Origin of the sequence: Fictibacillus enclensis (assembly GCF_030123385.1) — a bacterium.
Lineage (GTDB): Bacteria > Bacillota > Bacilli > Bacillales > Fictibacillaceae > Fictibacillus_C > Fictibacillus_C enclensis.
Window position 1 is genome coordinate 2,779,419 of the sequence record NZ_CP126109.1, and the last position, 15,723, is coordinate 2,795,141.

At 46.0% G+C, this 15,723-nt stretch carries 19 protein-coding genes and 1 riboswitch; of the genes, 1 reads left to right on the forward strand and 18 read right to left on the reverse strand.

All coding sequences use genetic code 11. From position 1 onward, the window contains the following. Positions 1-12: 12 nt before the first annotated feature. The 11 genes from resB to QNH15_RS14625 all read right to left on the reverse strand — a co-directional run bounded on the left by resB (position 13) and on the right by QNH15_RS14625 (position 8,941). Positions 13-1,626, reverse strand: a complete 1,614-nt coding sequence (gene resB, locus QNH15_RS14575; protein WP_283889101.1) for a cytochrome c biogenesis protein ResB — start codon at positions 1,624-1,626, stop codon at positions 13-15. Between the two features lie 14 nt (positions 1,627-1,640). Beyond that, positions 1,641-2,168, reverse strand: coding sequence for a thiol-disulfide oxidoreductase ResA (gene resA / locus QNH15_RS14580; RefSeq protein ID WP_061970767.1), 528 nt, complete (start codon positions 2,166-2,168; stop codon positions 1,641-1,643). A gap of 58 nt (positions 2,169-2,226) precedes the next feature. Beyond that, positions 2,227-2,976 (reverse strand): pseudouridine synthase, encoded by a 750-nt coding sequence (locus QNH15_RS14585; protein ID WP_283889102.1) that lies wholly within the window; start codon positions 2,974-2,976, stop codon positions 2,227-2,229. 113 nt (positions 2,977-3,089) lie between these two features. Next, the gene (locus QNH15_RS14590; RefSeq protein WP_283889103.1) at positions 3,090-3,620 is read right to left on the reverse strand and encodes a spore maturation protein; all 531 of its coding nucleotides are present in this window, start codon (positions 3,618-3,620) and stop codon (positions 3,090-3,092) included. A gap of 3 nt (positions 3,621-3,623) precedes the next feature. Next, on the reverse strand, positions 3,624-4,217 hold the full coding sequence (locus tag QNH15_RS14595; RefSeq protein WP_061970773.1) for a nucleoside recognition domain-containing protein: 594 nt from the start codon (positions 4,215-4,217) through the stop codon (positions 3,624-3,626). Then, complete coding sequence (locus QNH15_RS14600) at positions 4,210-5,379, reverse strand: D-alanyl-D-alanine carboxypeptidase family protein (protein WP_283889104.1); 1,170 nt, start codon at positions 5,377-5,379, stop codon at positions 4,210-4,212. Before QNH15_RS14600 ends, QNH15_RS14595 begins: the two co-directional genes overlap by 8 nt. A gap of 74 nt (positions 5,380-5,453) precedes the next feature. Then, on the reverse strand, positions 5,454-6,011 hold the full coding sequence (locus tag QNH15_RS14605) for an isoprenylcysteine carboxyl methyltransferase family protein (protein ID WP_283889105.1): 558 nt from the start codon (positions 6,009-6,011) through the stop codon (positions 5,454-5,456). Positions 6,012-6,027: 16 nt separating this feature from the next. After that, complete coding sequence (locus QNH15_RS14610; protein ID WP_283889106.1) at positions 6,028-7,116, reverse strand: type III polyketide synthase; 1,089 nt, start codon at positions 7,114-7,116, stop codon at positions 6,028-6,030. A gap of 83 nt (positions 7,117-7,199) precedes the next feature. Further along, a complete protein-coding gene (locus QNH15_RS14615) occupies positions 7,200-7,589 on the reverse strand; it encodes a hypothetical protein (RefSeq protein WP_283889107.1) in 390 nt (129 codons plus the stop codon). 15 nt (positions 7,590-7,604) lie between these two features. Continuing rightward, positions 7,605-8,192: an SMC-Scp complex subunit ScpB gene (scpB, locus tag QNH15_RS14620; protein ID WP_283889108.1), complete on the reverse strand. Its 588-nt coding sequence runs from the start codon at positions 8,190-8,192 to the stop codon at positions 7,605-7,607. After that, the gene (locus tag QNH15_RS14625) at positions 8,189-8,941 is read right to left on the reverse strand and encodes a segregation/condensation protein A (RefSeq protein WP_283889109.1); all 753 of its coding nucleotides are present in this window, start codon (positions 8,939-8,941) and stop codon (positions 8,189-8,191) included. Before QNH15_RS14625 ends, scpB begins: the two co-directional genes overlap by 4 nt. Before the next feature lie 126 nt (positions 8,942-9,067). Between QNH15_RS14625 and QNH15_RS14630 the strand changes: the two genes are divergently transcribed. Then, on the forward strand, positions 9,068-9,586 hold the full coding sequence (locus QNH15_RS14630) for a DUF309 domain-containing protein (RefSeq protein WP_283889110.1): 519 nt from the start codon (positions 9,068-9,070) through the stop codon (positions 9,584-9,586). Positions 9,587-9,638: 52 nt separating this feature from the next. Here QNH15_RS14630 and QNH15_RS14635 read toward each other — a convergent pair whose 3' ends face one another. The 7 genes from QNH15_RS14635 to spoVAC form a co-directional block, all read right to left on the reverse strand. Then, positions 9,639-10,073, reverse strand: a complete 435-nt coding sequence (locus QNH15_RS14635) for a peptidylprolyl isomerase (protein WP_283889111.1) — start codon at positions 10,071-10,073, stop codon at positions 9,639-9,641. Between the two features lie 73 nt (positions 10,074-10,146). After that, entirely contained in the window at positions 10,147-11,472 is a 1,326-nt protein-coding gene (gene lysA / locus QNH15_RS14640) for a diaminopimelate decarboxylase (protein WP_283895578.1), read from the reverse strand. 103 nt (positions 11,473-11,575) lie between these two features. Then, positions 11,576-11,754, reverse strand: a riboswitch (Lysine riboswitch). Between the two features lie 69 nt (positions 11,755-11,823). Continuing rightward, the gene (locus QNH15_RS14645) at positions 11,824-13,305 is read right to left on the reverse strand and encodes a spore germination protein (RefSeq protein ID WP_283889112.1); all 1,482 of its coding nucleotides are present in this window, start codon (positions 13,303-13,305) and stop codon (positions 11,824-11,826) included. Continuing rightward, on the reverse strand, positions 13,265-13,864 hold the full coding sequence (gene spoVAEA, locus QNH15_RS14650; protein ID WP_074440493.1) for a stage V sporulation protein SpoVABEA: 600 nt from the start codon (positions 13,862-13,864) through the stop codon (positions 13,265-13,267). The genes QNH15_RS14645 and spoVAEA overlap by 41 nt, the downstream gene beginning before the upstream one ends. Positions 13,865-13,869: 5 nt before the next feature. After that, positions 13,870-14,220: a stage V sporulation protein AE gene (spoVAE, locus tag QNH15_RS14655; protein WP_283889113.1), complete on the reverse strand. Its 351-nt coding sequence runs from the start codon at positions 14,218-14,220 to the stop codon at positions 13,870-13,872. Then, on the reverse strand, positions 14,220-15,239 hold the full coding sequence (spoVAD, locus tag QNH15_RS14660) for a stage V sporulation protein AD (protein ID WP_283889114.1): 1,020 nt from the start codon (positions 15,237-15,239) through the stop codon (positions 14,220-14,222). Before spoVAD ends, spoVAE begins: the two co-directional genes overlap by 1 nt. A 13-nt stretch (positions 15,240-15,252) precedes the next feature. Next, positions 15,253-15,708, reverse strand: coding sequence for a stage V sporulation protein AC (gene spoVAC / locus QNH15_RS14665; RefSeq protein ID WP_061970798.1), 456 nt, complete (start codon positions 15,706-15,708; stop codon positions 15,253-15,255). Positions 15,709-15,723 lie beyond the last annotated feature (15 nt).

Below are 15,723 nucleotides of genomic sequence, written 5' to 3' on the forward strand. Positions count from 1 at the left end.
CCTGTACAGGGCTTAAGCACTTTTTTCGTCACTTTGGTCAATCGGCATGACCAGCCCGGAATCTTCTGAAATGTTCTGCATCTCTCTTTTCAAGCCAAACCAGTTTTTGTTGGTATGGGCAGCAATCCATAATTGGCCGTTTCTCTGTTGAATCCAAATTCTCCGGTGGTTCCAGTACAGACCCTGGACCACACCGAGCATGAAAATAATGCCCCCGATGATGATGATTGGAAGGGTCTTATCCTTTTTGACGGTCAAAGCTGAAACATTCTTAGTTTCAATTCCTGAAAACGACATTTTGTATTTGTTGTCGCCAGCCTCCACATTTTTCCGTATGCCAATAAACGCCGTTTCCCCTTTCGGCGTCTCCGGGGTAAACATCTTGAAAACAAAGGCAGGATTATCGGGAACACTGTTTTCCGTCGTTGGCTGGTCATTTTCGTCGAGTTTGAAGTTCGGAAAATACTCAACCATCTCCACTTTGTAGCCGTTTCCAAGAACGTAGGTAGATTTTGGATTAAACAGGTTTACTTTAATCTCGCCATAGCTTTTTCCTGTTTTTTTATTTTCCAGCTTCAGATTCATCCTATGAAACTCATTTAACTTAAAATCTACTTGATAGAGAGAATAATCATTAAAGGATAACGGTTCATTGACTTTAATTTTAGCGTCTCTTTCTTTCTTAAGCTCTGGTTTTGCCCCGACAACATCAGAAGGACCCGCATGGTAAAGGGTGACATTGCTTTGATAGTTTTTAGGCACCGGATTCCCTGTTTTGTCCAGGGCAGCTAAATACTCTTTATCCTTCTTATCATAAAGTTCCATTATAAATTTGTGGTTCTTCAGATAGTATTGTCCATCTTCCGTTTTTGTTCCGGGTACAGCCACTGTCTCACCTTCCCGAATCCACAGTGTCTGATCGGTATACATACCCGGGAAGAAACGAAGCATCGCCCCAATCAGAAAGATGATCAGACCGGCATGGTTAACATAGGGCCCCCATCGTGAAAAACGATTTTTCTCAGCAAGGATATTGCCGTTGTCTTCCTTGATTTTATAATGTTTCTTGGCCAGCACACGTTTCACACGGTCCATGGAAATTCCGCTGTCGGACACGGCAAAAAGCCTCTGTCTTTTCATAAAGCTCTCATGCCTGGTCACCCGCTGGAATTTAAGGGCTCTGTAGAGAGGAAACCCACGGTCAATGCTCACAATAATGAGCGAGATGCCAAGCGCTGCAAGCAGCAAAAGAAACCACCAGGAACCATAAAGATTATGAAAACCAAGCAAATAGAAAATCTGGCCCGGTGTTCCGTATTCCTCTTTGTAATAAGTTGTCGGGTCCACATTAGGTGGTATGTACATTTCTTGCGGAAAGATGGTCCCAATCGCTGCAGCAATTAAAATCACAATAATGATCCAAATTCCCACTTTAACGGATGAAAAGAAATTCCAAATTTTATCAACGATCGTTTTATTGTAGGTTTGAGAACGCACGGCGCTTCCCTCATACCTCATGTTGATCAATTCGCGCGAATTTTCATTGGTTAACGGCTTTCCGCACGATTCACAGATTTCGGTTCCGAACGGATTGCTATGGCCGCATTCACATTTGATTGTTTTCAATTTTGCACACCCCGTTACGGCTTGATTTTTTCCATATACGATTTAATGGTCTCATTCGATAACGACTCACTTGTTATTTCGATGACTTTTCCGTTTTTGTCCACCAGGAACGTGGTTGGGATTGGCCCAATGCCATACGCTTTGGTGACTTCCCTGGATCCATCAAGTGGAATAGGAAAAGACAAATGAAAGCGGTCAGCAAAATTCTTAACAGAAACGCGGGATTCCCCCACATTAACGGCGAGAATCTCTACTCCCTGCTTCTTATAATTTCTGTATTCCTTTTGCATATACGGCATTTCCCTCTGACAAGGCTTGCACCAAGTTCCCCAAAAATTCAGGAATACACCCTTTCCTTTGTAATCTGAAAGCTGTACCTTGTTTCCCTGTAGATCCGTCAACTCAAAATCGGGTGCTTGATCTCCTTTTTGAACACTGCCGCTTTTATCGTTAAATACATTATTATATAGGGTGTAGCCTACCGCAACGGCAACGATGACAAGGAGAATCGAACGAAACACCAGTCTTTGCTTTTTCTTCACGTGCGACGCTCCCATCTTCTGCTTCTAGGTTTCCATCTTAACTATAACGCCTTGTATTTTAGTTTTGGCCCCTCTTTTTTGACGGTTGTGTGACAGCTTGGTTTCGCAGTTGCTTCACTTCATGAGGCGTCAGCTCTCTGAATTCCCCTGGATTTAGGCCTTTCACGTCTAAAAAAGCATACCGTTCCCTTTTCAGCTTCAGGACCGGATGCCCAATGGCTTCAAACATTCGCCGTACTTGACGGTTTCTTCCCTCATGGATAGTGAGCTCAATAATAGCCGTCTGCTTTTTCTTGTCTCCCGAAAGGAATTTAACCCTTGCCGGAGCCGTTTTTCCGTCATCCAGCATGATCCCTCTTTCAAGCTTTTTCAGAACTTCCCGTTCCGGAATTCCTTTTATCTTTGCAATATAGGTTTTATCCACTTTATATTTCGGGTGCATCAACTCATTGGCAAATGTACCGTCATTGGTCATAATCAGGACACCGGATGTATCATAATCCAGCCGTCCGACAGGAAAGATTCGTTCCTCCACGATATCTTGAAAATAATCGGAAACCACCTTTCTTCCTTTATCATCCGAAACTGCTGTAATCACTCCAGATGGCTTGTACATTAAAAAGTAAACCGATTGTTCCCTTTCGATTTGCACGCCATTAACTTCAATCCGGTCTTTTCCTGTAACTTTTGTCCCAAGCTCCCGGACAACGGTTCCGTTGACTTTAACTTTTCCTTCCGTGATTAACTCTTCTGCTTTTCTTCTTGATGTAATGCCGCTTTGGGCAATTACCTTTTGTAAACGTTCCATGATTTCACCTCATTTAACATCATACTCTCTCGCCTTCCATTTCACAAGGTCGCAACAGAAAAGCCGGTTTATAAACAAAAACACACCGGATGTTTGGTTCAATCCAGTGTGTTCTATGAAAATACGAGACTGACAACCACAATTGAAGCGATAAAACCGACAAGATCAGCCAGCAAACCAACCTTCAGAGCATAGCCCATTTTCCGGATGCCCACCGCCCCAAAATAGACGGTCAACACGTAAAAGGTTGTATCGGTGCTCCCTTGAATCGTTGAAGCAAGCCGGCCAATAAAGGAGTCAGGGCCATGGGAAGCGATCAAATCAGAAGTCATGCCAAGCGCCCCGCTTCCGGAAATGGTTCTCATCAGCCCGAGCGGAACAACTTCCCCAGGTACATGCATCCAATCAAACAGCGGCTTTCCAAAATCGAGAAGGAGATCAAGCGCTCCTGAAGCCCGGAAAACGGATATCGATACGAGCATGCCGACCAAATATGGAATCATAGAGACAGCAAGAGAAAAACCTTCTTTTCCACCTTCCACGAAGGCTTCATAGGTTGGCACCTTTTTGCAGGTGCCGTATAGCAGAATGAATCCGATCAAAAAAGGAATAAACCAGATGGAAAATGAATTTATGAAACTCATACTCTATTTTTTCCCCTTCCGGACGGACCTGTAATAGAAAAAGCGGTCAATAGAAAGTGCGAACACGGTGGAGACAGCCGTAGCCATCAGTGTTGTCCCTACTATGTCCGTAGGGTTTTGCGAGCCGTAGTTCATCCGGATGGCAATAATAGTCGTAGGAATGAGCGTAATGCTCGAAGTGTTAATCGCCAGCAGGGTAATCATGGAGCGGCTCGCTTCGTTTTTCCCCCCGTTTAATAACTTCAGCTGTTCCATAGCCTTGATGCCCATCGGAGTAGCAGCATTCCCGAGGCCAAAGAGGTTTGCGACCATATTGGATAATATGTAGCCAAGCGCCGGATGGCCTTCTGGCACATCTGGAAAAAGCCGTTTAACGAGCGGGCGGAACAAAAGAGCCAAAAACTCCAGCAGCCCGCCCTTTTCCGCAATTTTCATCAATCCAAGCCAGAAAACAAGGATACTGATCATGCCCAGACTGATGGTGACGGCTTCCTGTGCGCTTTTAAATACGGCTGCATTCACCTTATCCACATTGCCGCTGAAAATCGCGACAATAAACCCGGTCACCATCATCCCCACCCAAATGTAATTAACCATGGCGGGTACCTCCGTTTATGGCGAACAATGAGGCAACCATCTGTTTAAACACATTCCAGATACTCCTGTCTTCCTTCACCAGGCCTTTCCCTTCATAAAACAAAGGAAGATTACCAATGATTTGGTCTCCAAGCATCACCTTCATTTTGCCAATTGGTTTAGGCACCGCTCCTTTTTTCCATTTTCCTCCTTTTGGTGGCTGATACAGATTCACCGATTTTTGGATCTCCCTTTTCTCCCCCTTCATCAAGGGGTAATTGAGGTCCCTTGCCGCTTCAATTTTATTTTCATACGCTTTAAGCTTAATCCCGTCTACAACCCCTTTTTTAACGAGGCTGGTCAGCTTGAACGTCCGGTACCCCCAGTTAAACATGGCAGCGTGATCTTCCCAGTCATTGGGATCATTCAACGTAACGGCGATCAGCCCCATGTCGTCCTTTTTGGCGGTGGATACAAGGGTGCGTTTAGCAAGCTTCGTATAGCCCGTTTTTCCGCCAGTGGAATAGGGGTACAGCTTCAGCATTTTATTTTTATTCCTCCAGACCCGTTCCCATTTCTCGCCTTCTTGTGGCGACCGGTACATAACAGAGGAGGAAATCTCCCTGAACTTTTCATTTTCCATCGCATACCTGGTAAGCAGCGCCATATCATAGGCGGAGGAATAGTGGTCATCGTGGTCATCAAGACCATGCGGATTTCTGAACAGGGTGTTCTTCATTCCGATTTCACGGGTTTTTTGATTCATCATATAAACGAACCCATCCAGACTGCCGCCCACATATTCGGCGATGGCCACAGCTGAATCATTGCCTGAACGGAGCATCAATCCATATACGAGATCATTCAGGGAAATATGCTCCCCCGGTTTTAAATAGAGAGAAGATCCTTCCGTCCGTGTCGCCCTATCACTGATGGTGACACGGTCAGATAGCTTGCCCGATTCAATGGCAAGGATCGCTGTCATGATCTTGGTAATGCTTGCGATGCGCATGGGACGGTGTTCATTGCGGGCATAAAGAATCCTTCCTGATTCCTGTTCCATTAAAATAGCGGCCCTAGCTGATACACCAGGCCCTGCAGCTTTTACTTGAGGAGGCATGCAGGTCATCAGAAGTGCAGCCACTATAATAAGCATTGTCCATTTTTTCGTTGAATAGCGCATGGTATCCCGTCCTTAGTTGTTTTGTACAAGTTTATGCAAAAAACGGACGGTTATGATTGGTAAATTCTTTCCAGTCAGCGATCATCGCCTGGCAGGAACCGATGCTTCCCCTCAAAATGGGCGTTATAATTGGTTGCCTTCTGCAATGCCTTTTCTTCTTCCGGTATTCGGACAGACAGAATAACCGCATTTAAAATGAGAAAGAGCACCATTGTGAAATAGGCTTGAAACACTAAAGGAATCGTAATAATTTCAAGGGTAACGATGACATAGTTTGGATGTCTTATATATTTGTATGGTCCTTTGGCCACCACATGAGCACCGGGCAATATAATGATCTTCGTATTCCAGAAATGGCCTAAAGAGGAGATGCACCAAACACGGGCGCATTGGGCAAGAAGAAATAGAGAAAAAGGGATCCACCACCAAAATGCCGGTTGTTTATTATACAAGAGTACTTCCACTAAAAACGAAATAAAAAAACACGTATGTATGCCGACCATCCATTTGTAGTGTTCCCGTCCTGCTTCAAAGGCTCCTTTGGAAAGCAGGTATTTTTCATTTTTTCTGGCAATCAACAGTTCTGCAAGCCGTTGAATCACCAGCACTGCAAAAAAAATCCAGAACAGCATGGATCCGCCCCCTTTTTTATCTCCATTGTATATAAAGCAATTCAGATGAAAATCCCGGTCCCAGCGCAGCCATTAGGCCGGTATCCCCTCTTTCAGGCATTCTTGCCATAAAACGTTCCATCACATAAAAGACCGTAGCGGATGACATGTTCCCAAATTCCTGAAGGACAGCCTTGGAGACATCCGTTTTCTCAAGAGGCATGTCCAATGCATCCACATAGGCATCCAGCACTTTCTTTCCGCCGGGGTGAGCAATAAAATGACGAATATCACGGCCGGTAAGGGCATTGCGTTCAAGAAATTGATCCACGTTGGGCTTCAGCCAGCCACGAATGATGTTAGGAATGTCACGGGAAAACACGACATACAATCCGTTGTCTTTTACATCCCATCCCATCACCTCTTCAGAGTTTGGCATGAGGGTTGACATGGTATCTCTCACTTCCGGCACAGCGTCAAGAGATGAGGCGCTCCTCGCCTCAGATTCATCCCCGCAAAGCAAGGCGCAGCCTACTCCATCCGAAAATAGTGACGTGCCCACCAGGTTGCTTTTGCTTTGATCATCATGCTGAAACGTCAGACTGCAAAGTTCCACACTCAGCACAAGCACGTTGGCGTCCGGAAACGCTTTGCAATACTCATAAGCTCTTGAAAACCCGGAAGCCCCGCCTGCACAGCCAAGACCCCAGATCGGGATTCTCTTGGTATGCGGGGAAAACGGCAATTTATTCATAATCCTGGCCTCGATGCTCGGTGTGGCTAAGCCTGAACTGGAAATAAAGAAGATGGCATCAATTTCATGATAATCAATCGGACGGTTTAAAAACGGAGATTCCTGCAAGCACTTTCGAATGGCCCGGCCGCCAAACCGGGTCGCACTCTCGATATATGAGTCATTTTTCTCCTGCAGAGAGTGGGGTTCGGCAAACCATTCGATCGGCTTGGCGAAATAGCGCGTTTTGATTTCTCCATTATGAAAGACTTTCAAAAGCCGTTCAATGTCCTTAAACGAGCTGCGAAATAAGCCTCTTGCAAATTCAAGTGTTTGTTCCTGTTCCAGTTTGTGGGGCAGGTTTGTTGTTTGGACGGATAGAATTTTAGGCATGAACGAACCTCCGAATAAGTAGTTATATGAGTTTTCCCTTTTTCCTTTCCTTTTACGCTTGTAAATAGAAAAAAGCCCCCTGTTTAAAGGAGGCATTCTTTAGGATTTGATGTATGCTGTTCCAACTGGAGCCAGATCTTTTTCACTTTGTTCCAGTCAAGATTCTGAAACAGAATAGAGAATTGATCCTGATTATTGATATATACTTTCCGGCGTTCAAGATAGCCATCCGCCTGCATCAGGCAGGCAAGAGCAGCAATGTCCTTCACAGCGAGCTGCTCTCCATTTTCCATCGTGAGCTGCTCTGTGAGATCCGGCAATTGTTCTTCTAGAAATCTCACATACAGCAACTCAAAGGAACGGTCCTTCCCCTGATGGGTATACTTGACTTCCGAACGGTTAAAAAGGTCCTCAGGGGAATTAGACTTTGCTTTTTGCAGCTCATATCCGGCAAATGATCGAATTTCCAACAAATCCTCAGCTCCTTTTCATTCATCCATGGTTTCCTGAAACTTTGAAAAAAACAAGTCTGCTTCCTCTTCAATGGACGGGTCATTGACCTGCTCAGGAAGTGGGGGAAGTTCTTCGATGGACTTCAAGCCGAAATGTTCAAGAAAACTCTTGGTCGTTCCGTACAAAATGGCACGCCCTGTTCCCTCAGCCCTGCCCATCTCGGCGATCAATCCCTTCGATGAGAGAGTCTGCAGCGGTTTTTCAGTTTTTACCCCTCTTACTTCTTCAATCTCTGCCCGGGTGATGGGCTGTTTATAGGCGATGATGGCCAGTGATTCAAGGGCGGCCTGGGATAAACTGGTGTGTGACGGAGCTGCGACCAGCCGCTCGTAATAAGATGCATGCTCACGCTTTGTCACAAATTGATAGGAGCCGGCGATTTCGATAATTTCCATTCCTCTTGAGCCGGACCGATAGTCATTGAGCAGTTCTTCTAGCAGTGCTTCAACTTCTGTCAAGCTAACCTGCAGAACATCTGCCATCTGCTTTTTGTCAATGCCCTCCTCTCCGGATACAAAGATCAGTCCTTCAATGACTGCTTTCTGTTCTGCTGATTGCTTCAAACTTCATTCTCCTTTGGTGCATAAATAAAGATTTCGCTAAAGTTATCTTCTTGCTCGCATTCTACTTCTTTCGTTTTCATAAGCTCCAGGACAGCGAGAAACGTAACAACAAGGTGCTCCCTGCTCGAAGTGGTAAACAGCTCTGAAAATTTCTTTCTGCCCGAGGTTCTTATGTCCTGAATGATTTGCTGCATCCGCGTTTCAATCGGAATTTCCTGACGCTCAATGGTCGTCTTTCTTGGAACCTTCTCCATTTTTTTCACAAAGATTTTCTGCATGGCCGCCAGCATATCATAAATCGTTACATTGGCTACAGGATTCAGGTCATCCTCCTCATTTTCATAGGAAGTGAGATCCATTGGCTCTCTGGTGAAAATCATGCTTCTGGCCGTTTCCTTTTCTTTCAAATCATGCGCGGCCTGTTTAAATTTCCTGTATTCCACCAGTCTTCGTACCAAATCCTCCCGCGGGTCATCATCCTCATCCAGATCAAGCTGATCATCGGAATCGAGAACTTCCTGTTTGGGAAGAAGCATTTTGCTTTTGATGGCAAGCAGTGTAGCAGCCATTACCAAATATTCGCTGGCTACATCCAGTTTTAATTCCTGCATGGTATGTATATAATTCATATATTGTTCGGTTATGACCGCGACCGGGATATCATAAATGTCAATTTCATACGTACCAATAAGATGCAGCAGCAGATCCAGAGGACCTTCAAATGCATCTATCTTCACGCTGTATTTCATTCTCGCAACCTCTGTTTCTACAATGTATCTTGTATCGGAATTATACCATATTTTAAAGGGAGTTCCTTTTTTGCTTTCTCTTTTTTTAGTAGAATAAAGAAGAACCTGTCCGAAGGAGGACCTTCAATGTACCCTGAAGCTTATATTGACTTTCTGGCATACTTTCATGGAACAAGGGATTATTTCGAGTGCCATGAAGTCCTCGAAGAACACTGGAAAAAAGAAGGCATGCAAAATGACGTCTGGGTTGGCCTGATTCAGATTGCTGTCTCCCTTTATCATCAACGAAGGAGCAACTATGAAGGGGCGCGCAGAATGATGGAAAGTGCTATTAAACGCCTTAACGGCCAAAAAGATAACCTTACAGAACTGGGTCTTGATCATTCCCTGTTGCTTGATCAGTTAAAAAAACGGCTCAGTGATATCTCCACCCGTAGCCCCTACACCGACATGAATCTTCCTGTTACAGATGAGGGTCTTCTTGATGTTTGCTGCCAATCCATAATGAAACATGGTTCCTTATGGGGAGCTGTGAGCGATATGGATAATGACCAGATTATCCATAAACACCGGACCCGGGACCGCAGCGAAATCATTCGTGAGCGGGAAGCACAAAAAAAACGAAAAAACAAAACAGCGGAATAAGAAAATGGAAACAAATAAAAAAGCCTCCTAAAATGGAGGCTTTTTTCTGCTATTATTCTTCCCAGACTTTCACTTCTTTCATGACATCGCCTTGCTTGATGCGAAGCACGGTATCCATGCCTTCTGTCACTTGTCCGAAAACGGTATGAACACCGTTCAAATGAGGCTGCGGCTCATGTACAATGAAGAACTGGCTTCCGCCTGTGTCTCTTCCTGCGTGCGCCATGGATAATGAACCAGCGACATGCTTGTGAGGGTTTCCTTCGGTTTCACATTTAATGGTATACCCAGGGCCGCCTGCCCCTGTTCCCGTAGGATCTCCGCCTTGTGCTACAAAGCCGGGAATAACACGGTGGAAAGTTACCCCATTATAAAACCCTTCGTTTGCAAGCTTTTCAAAGTTTGCTACCGTTCCGGGTGCTTCTTCCGGAAACAGCTCGATTGATATTTTTTCTCCGTTTTCAAATTCAATTGAACCTTTTTTCATGTATATTACCTCCTGAATTCAGCATACTTCCTTATTTTATGCTTTTTTTGGCCGAGCGTCCAGTGAGGCTTGATTAATTACCGGCCAATACGCCGTTTTTTAATGGCAGGTCCAGCCTTAGTAGGTCTTCATAGGTTTCTCTTTTGACGACGAGCTGTTCTTCTCCATTTTCCGCAAATACAACCGCAGGCCTTGGAATACGATTGTAGTTGTTGGACATGGAATAGCCATAGGCCCCTGTACAGAATACAGCAAGGTAATCACCGGTTTGCGCTTCGGGCAGAAGAATATCCCAAATGAGCATATCCCCGGATTCGCAGCATTTCCCTGCAACAGACACCTTTTTTGTTCCTTTTTCTCGCGCCCGGTTGGCAAGTGCCGCTTCATATTGGGCCTGATATAGTGCAGGTCTGATATTGTCGCTCATCCCTCCGTCTACTGCCACATAATGCCTGACCGAAGGAATATCCTTTTGTGAGCCGACCGAATAGATGGTGGTTCCTGCGTCTCCAACGAGCGAACGGCCGGGTTCAATCCAGATTTCAGGTACTGAAACTGAATTTGAAGCAGATAGTCGTGTCACTTCACCGATCATCGCATCAATATATTCTTTGGGCTCGAGCGGTTCATCTGCCTCTGTATAACGAATCCCAAATCCACCCCCAAGATTTAACACTTTGGGAAAAAAGGATAAATCATTGTTCCATTTGGCAAGGTAATCATACAGTTTCTGAATGGCCAGAATGAAACCCGCTGTTTCAAAAATTTGCGAACCGATATGAAAATGAACCCCAAGAAGGGTAATCGCTTCTGAATCCAGTGCTTCAATCACTGCTTTTTCCGCCTGGCCATTCTGAAGGTCGAAACCAAACTTTGAATCTTCCTGCCCCGTTAGAATGTATTCATGGGTATGAGCCTCGATACCAGGAGTGATTCTAAGAAGAATGGATGTTTGTGTATTCATTTTGTCACAGAGCTCATTAAGCATGCGCAGCTCATGAAAATTGTCCACAACAAAGCATCCGATTCCGGACTTCAAGGCATATTGAAGCTCATCATAGCTTTTATTGTTGCCATGAAAATGGATGCGTTCTGCAGGAAATCCAGCGGCAAGAGCTGTATAAAGCTCTCCCCCGGAAACAACGTCCAGGCTTAAGCCTTCCTCTGCCACCAGCTGGACCTGCGCGAGGCAGGAAAATGCTTTGCTCGCATACGCCACTTGGGCTTTTATGCCTTGTTCCTCAAACGCTTTTTTAAACGACCTTGCGCGTTGCCTGATCAATTCCACATCGTAAATATAAAGCGGTGTTCCGTATTTTTGTGCCAGCTGAACCGTGTCCAGCCCGCCAATCGTCAAATGATTATCTTCATTAATCGAGCTTGTGCCATGTAAGTACATCATAATCTCCCCTTTTCTATCCTGCAGAGATTCTTTTCCGACGAAAAAAACAAAGACAGCCCATGTATAAGGTACACTGGCTGTCTACTACCGTACCCCCATTTGCCGGAATAGTTCTCCACTGCAAGCATTGCAGTGACAGTCCGCTGTCTGTTCGGCAGCGGCCCAGCATGAGAACGGATGGATCATTCCCACACTTCGGCAAATTGGCCTTTAAGATGATTTCATCATGTCCATTCACTCCATCACCCTACTCATCCGCTTTGCGCCTCTACCCCATTATTTATAAATGAGGCATATCCAATTGTTATGAACAAATTTATCACAAAATTGGATATTCGGCAACACTTCTTAAGAAGTTGGCTGCTTTTTGCTGTTTTGCGGATGAACGATGCTCGGCCGGACTTTCGATAGAGGTACAGCGAGCCGGATCATGATCTGCACAAACGCCTTGGCGTTGAATGGGATAAAAGGCCACAGATAGGGCGTATTTAAATTTTTCACAAAAGCAAGATACAGAAGGAGCAGAGTGGCGCCTACGACAAGCCCGGGCACATGGAAGATGGCCGTTAGCACCAGAAGGACGAGCCGGAGCATTTTGTTGGCAACACTGAGTTCATAGCTTGGGGTAGAAAACCCTCCGATCGCTGAGACTGATACATATAATATGACTTCCGGAACAAACAGTCCCACATCGATGGCGATCTGGCCAATGAGCACCGCTGCGATCAAGCCCATCGCCGTCGAAAGCGGACTGGGGGTATGTATCGCGGCTACTCGCAGGATTTCAATCCCGATTTCCGCAAAGACAATTTGCAGGAACAAAGGGATATTCGTCGTTTTGTTTGGTCCGATAAAATCGATATTCGGTGGCAGCAGTCCTTCCTGTGTAGCATAAAGGTACCAGAGCGGCAGGAGGAGAAGCGAGGCAATGATGCCGGCAAACCGGACCCAGCGGATAAAAGCGCCGACCATCGGCGTCTGACGGAATTCCTCTGCATGCTGTACATGGTGAAAATAGGTTGTCGGTGTAATGATAACACTTGGGCTCGTATCGGTGATTACGAGAACATGGCCTTCCATTAAATGCTGGGCCGCAACATCCGGCCGTTCGGTATACCGGACAAGCGGAAAAGGATCCCAGCCTTGTTTCACAAGAAATTCTTCAATGGTTTTATCGGCCATGGGGATACCATCGATATCAATACTCTGAAGTTCTTGTTTAACAAGATCGACAAGCCCTGGATCAGCAATATCCTCAATATACGATATACAAATATCCGTTTTGGAGCGCTTTCCGACTTGCATTATTTCATGACGCAGCCGCTCGTCGCGGATACGCCGGCGGGTCAGAGCGGTATTAATGATGATGTTCTCGGTATATCCGTCCCTTGAGCCACGGACCACTTTCTCAATGTCCGGTTCTTCCGGCTGACGGCCAGGATAGCTTCTTACATCAACGATGAATGCCTGGTCTTCGCCTTCCAAAAATACAGAAATCAGTCCGGAAAGCATTCTGTCTATGGCAATCTCCAGGTTATCCGTCAACTCCACCTGCTGATGGGAAAGGTGATCGTGCAAAATTTCTTTGACATTGGAAGGCGCACGGTGCCCATGATCCATGTCCATGAGCTCCCGCATGATTTCAATGATAAAGAGACTGTCGCATAGCCCCGTGCAATAGTAGATCTGAACTTCCTTTTTCAAGACATGAAGCTTTCTGACTCCTACATCAAAACTGACACCAATCCCGAGCCTCGATTTCAGCTCATGTTCGTTTTCCTGGATTTTTTTACTGATTGGTGTCTTCTGTCTTTCCTTTGATTCCTGCATTAAATCCGCTCCTTTCTAGGATGGTCGCCACCGCCAGGCTGGTGACGGGTGCCCCCTTTTCCACCGCATCATGTCCAGCCATTTTCCCGATATCACCGATCCCAATGACGATCGGCAGGTTTAATTCATCAAGAATGTAAACCGTGTCACCGTTGATCCTCCCTGTTTCAAGATCAGGAAGCCCGCTCTTATCAATGCCAAATTCCGTAAAGTTTCCATAGCGGTCAATGGAGAAGTGGACTTTTGTCCATTCTGAATGACGTGTTTTTGAAGCAACCGCTATGGCCCCGAGAACTTCAATTCCCGGATGTCCGCATACTGCGCGCATAGCCAGTTCCCCCGGTCCTTCCCCACGGAATCCGCAGTCATCAAACATGACGAGCACGGGATCATATGGCGTTTTTAAGATCAGGGATACAAGCTGTTGGCCGGTTAACCTTGAAGGATTTCCCCATGAGTGGGAAATACAGCGTCCTCCAATTTCGCGGGCGACATGCTCTACCGCACGCAGTGCATAAAGATCCCCGTCTGTTATCAGAATGACGCGTTTTTTCCCCACCAGATTCACCCCTTCGGCTTAAATATCAAGGCCACAAGAAAACCGAACAAAATCGCGGATGAAATCCCTGCTGAAGTGAGCTCGAATATTCCCATGGCAATTCCGATAAAACCATGATCCTCCGCTGAAGCCATCGCTCCATGAAGGAGGTTATGTCCGAAGCTTGTAATGGGGACAGTTGCCCCGGCTCCGGCAAACTTGATCAAATTATCATAAATGCCAAATGCATCAAGCAATGCACCAAGAACAACAAAGGAGGTTGTTATGTGGGCAGGGGTCAGTTTAAAAATGTCGATCAGCAGCTGGCCCACCACACAAATAGCGCCACCCACAAGGAATGCCCATAAATAATCCATCAGTTGCTTCCCCCTTTGGTTCCTTCAAGAGCCACCGCATGAGCAATCGTAGGGATGGATTCTTTTTGCTGGATCATCGTCGGGTTTAAGAGGGCTCCGGTTGCCACTACAAGAATCCGCTTCAAGCTGCCGGAATTCAGTTCTTTTATCAAATGGCCATACGTGACCACCGCTGAGCATCCGCAGCCGCTTCCCCCTGCAAACACTTCCTGGTCCGGCCGATATACCATCAATCCGCAGTCTCTGTGATTACCCGAGACATCAATCCCTTTTTCCTTCAAGAGCATCTTTACAATGGGGGCTCCCACCCCTGACAGGTCACCCGTCACAATCAGATCATACTCTTCGGGGGCCATGCCGGTCTCTTTCAAATGCGCCATAATTGTGTCTGCTGCCGCTGGAGCCATGGCCGAGCCCATATCAAATGGATCTTTTATGCCAAGATCATGAACCTTTCCGATCGTGGCAGATGTGATTCTAACCGATGAGGGTTCACTGGTGATCAGTGCAGCCCCGGCCCCTGTGACCGTAAATGTGGCGGTATCCGGTTTCTGACCGCCGTATTCCGTCGGATAACGGAATTGCCGCTCAGCCGTTGCATTATGAGAGCTGACAGCCGCCACGACCCTTTGGGCAAACCCGCCATCCACTAATGCCGCACCCACGGCCAGGGATTCCATTGATGTGGAGCAGGCGCCAAAAACGCCCAGAAATGGAATCTCATTGCCGCGCGCTACATAGTTTGCCGTCACTACCTGATTCAAAAGATCACCGGCGAGAAAAAAGTTAATGTCGTCATTCGTCAGTTTGGCCTTGTTAAGGCAACTTGCGATGGAGTCTTCCATCAAACGCCGTTCCGCAAGCTCCCAGTTTTTTTCATTACAGTGCAAATCATTGTATCTTACATCAAATAAAGAACCGAGCGGCCCTTCACTTTCCATTGGGCCAACTGCTGTCCCTGTGGAATTAAGGAAAACCTGATCTCCAAATTTCCACGTCTGTCTTCCTTGCAGCTTCATGCTCCTCACTCCTTTACATTAGCGTTTTGAACGCATAGCGTATCATTCCGAAAATATAAGCAGAAACAGCTCCGAATACGATAACAGCACCTGCCAATTTAAATAAGTTGGTTGCGATCCCAAGCACAATGCCTTCACTCTTATGCTCCAGTGCAGCACTAGTTATGGCGTTGGCAAAACCGGTGACGGGTACGGCTGATCCCGCTCCTCCAAACTGTCCGATTTTGTCATACACCCCAATGCCCGTCAACAGGGCAGCAATTAAAATCAGTGTGGCCGCGGTCGGATTACCGGCAGTTTCTTCATTAAAATTAAAATAGGTCATGTAAAATTTCATAAGTGCCTCGCCAATGACACAAATCAGCCCGCCGACCAAATACGCCTTCAGGCAATTGATAAAGTATGGGGGTTTAGGCTGAAGAGGTTTGATTTTCTTTGCATATTCTTGTTGTTGTTCTTTATTTGACATTACCTGTTACTCCTT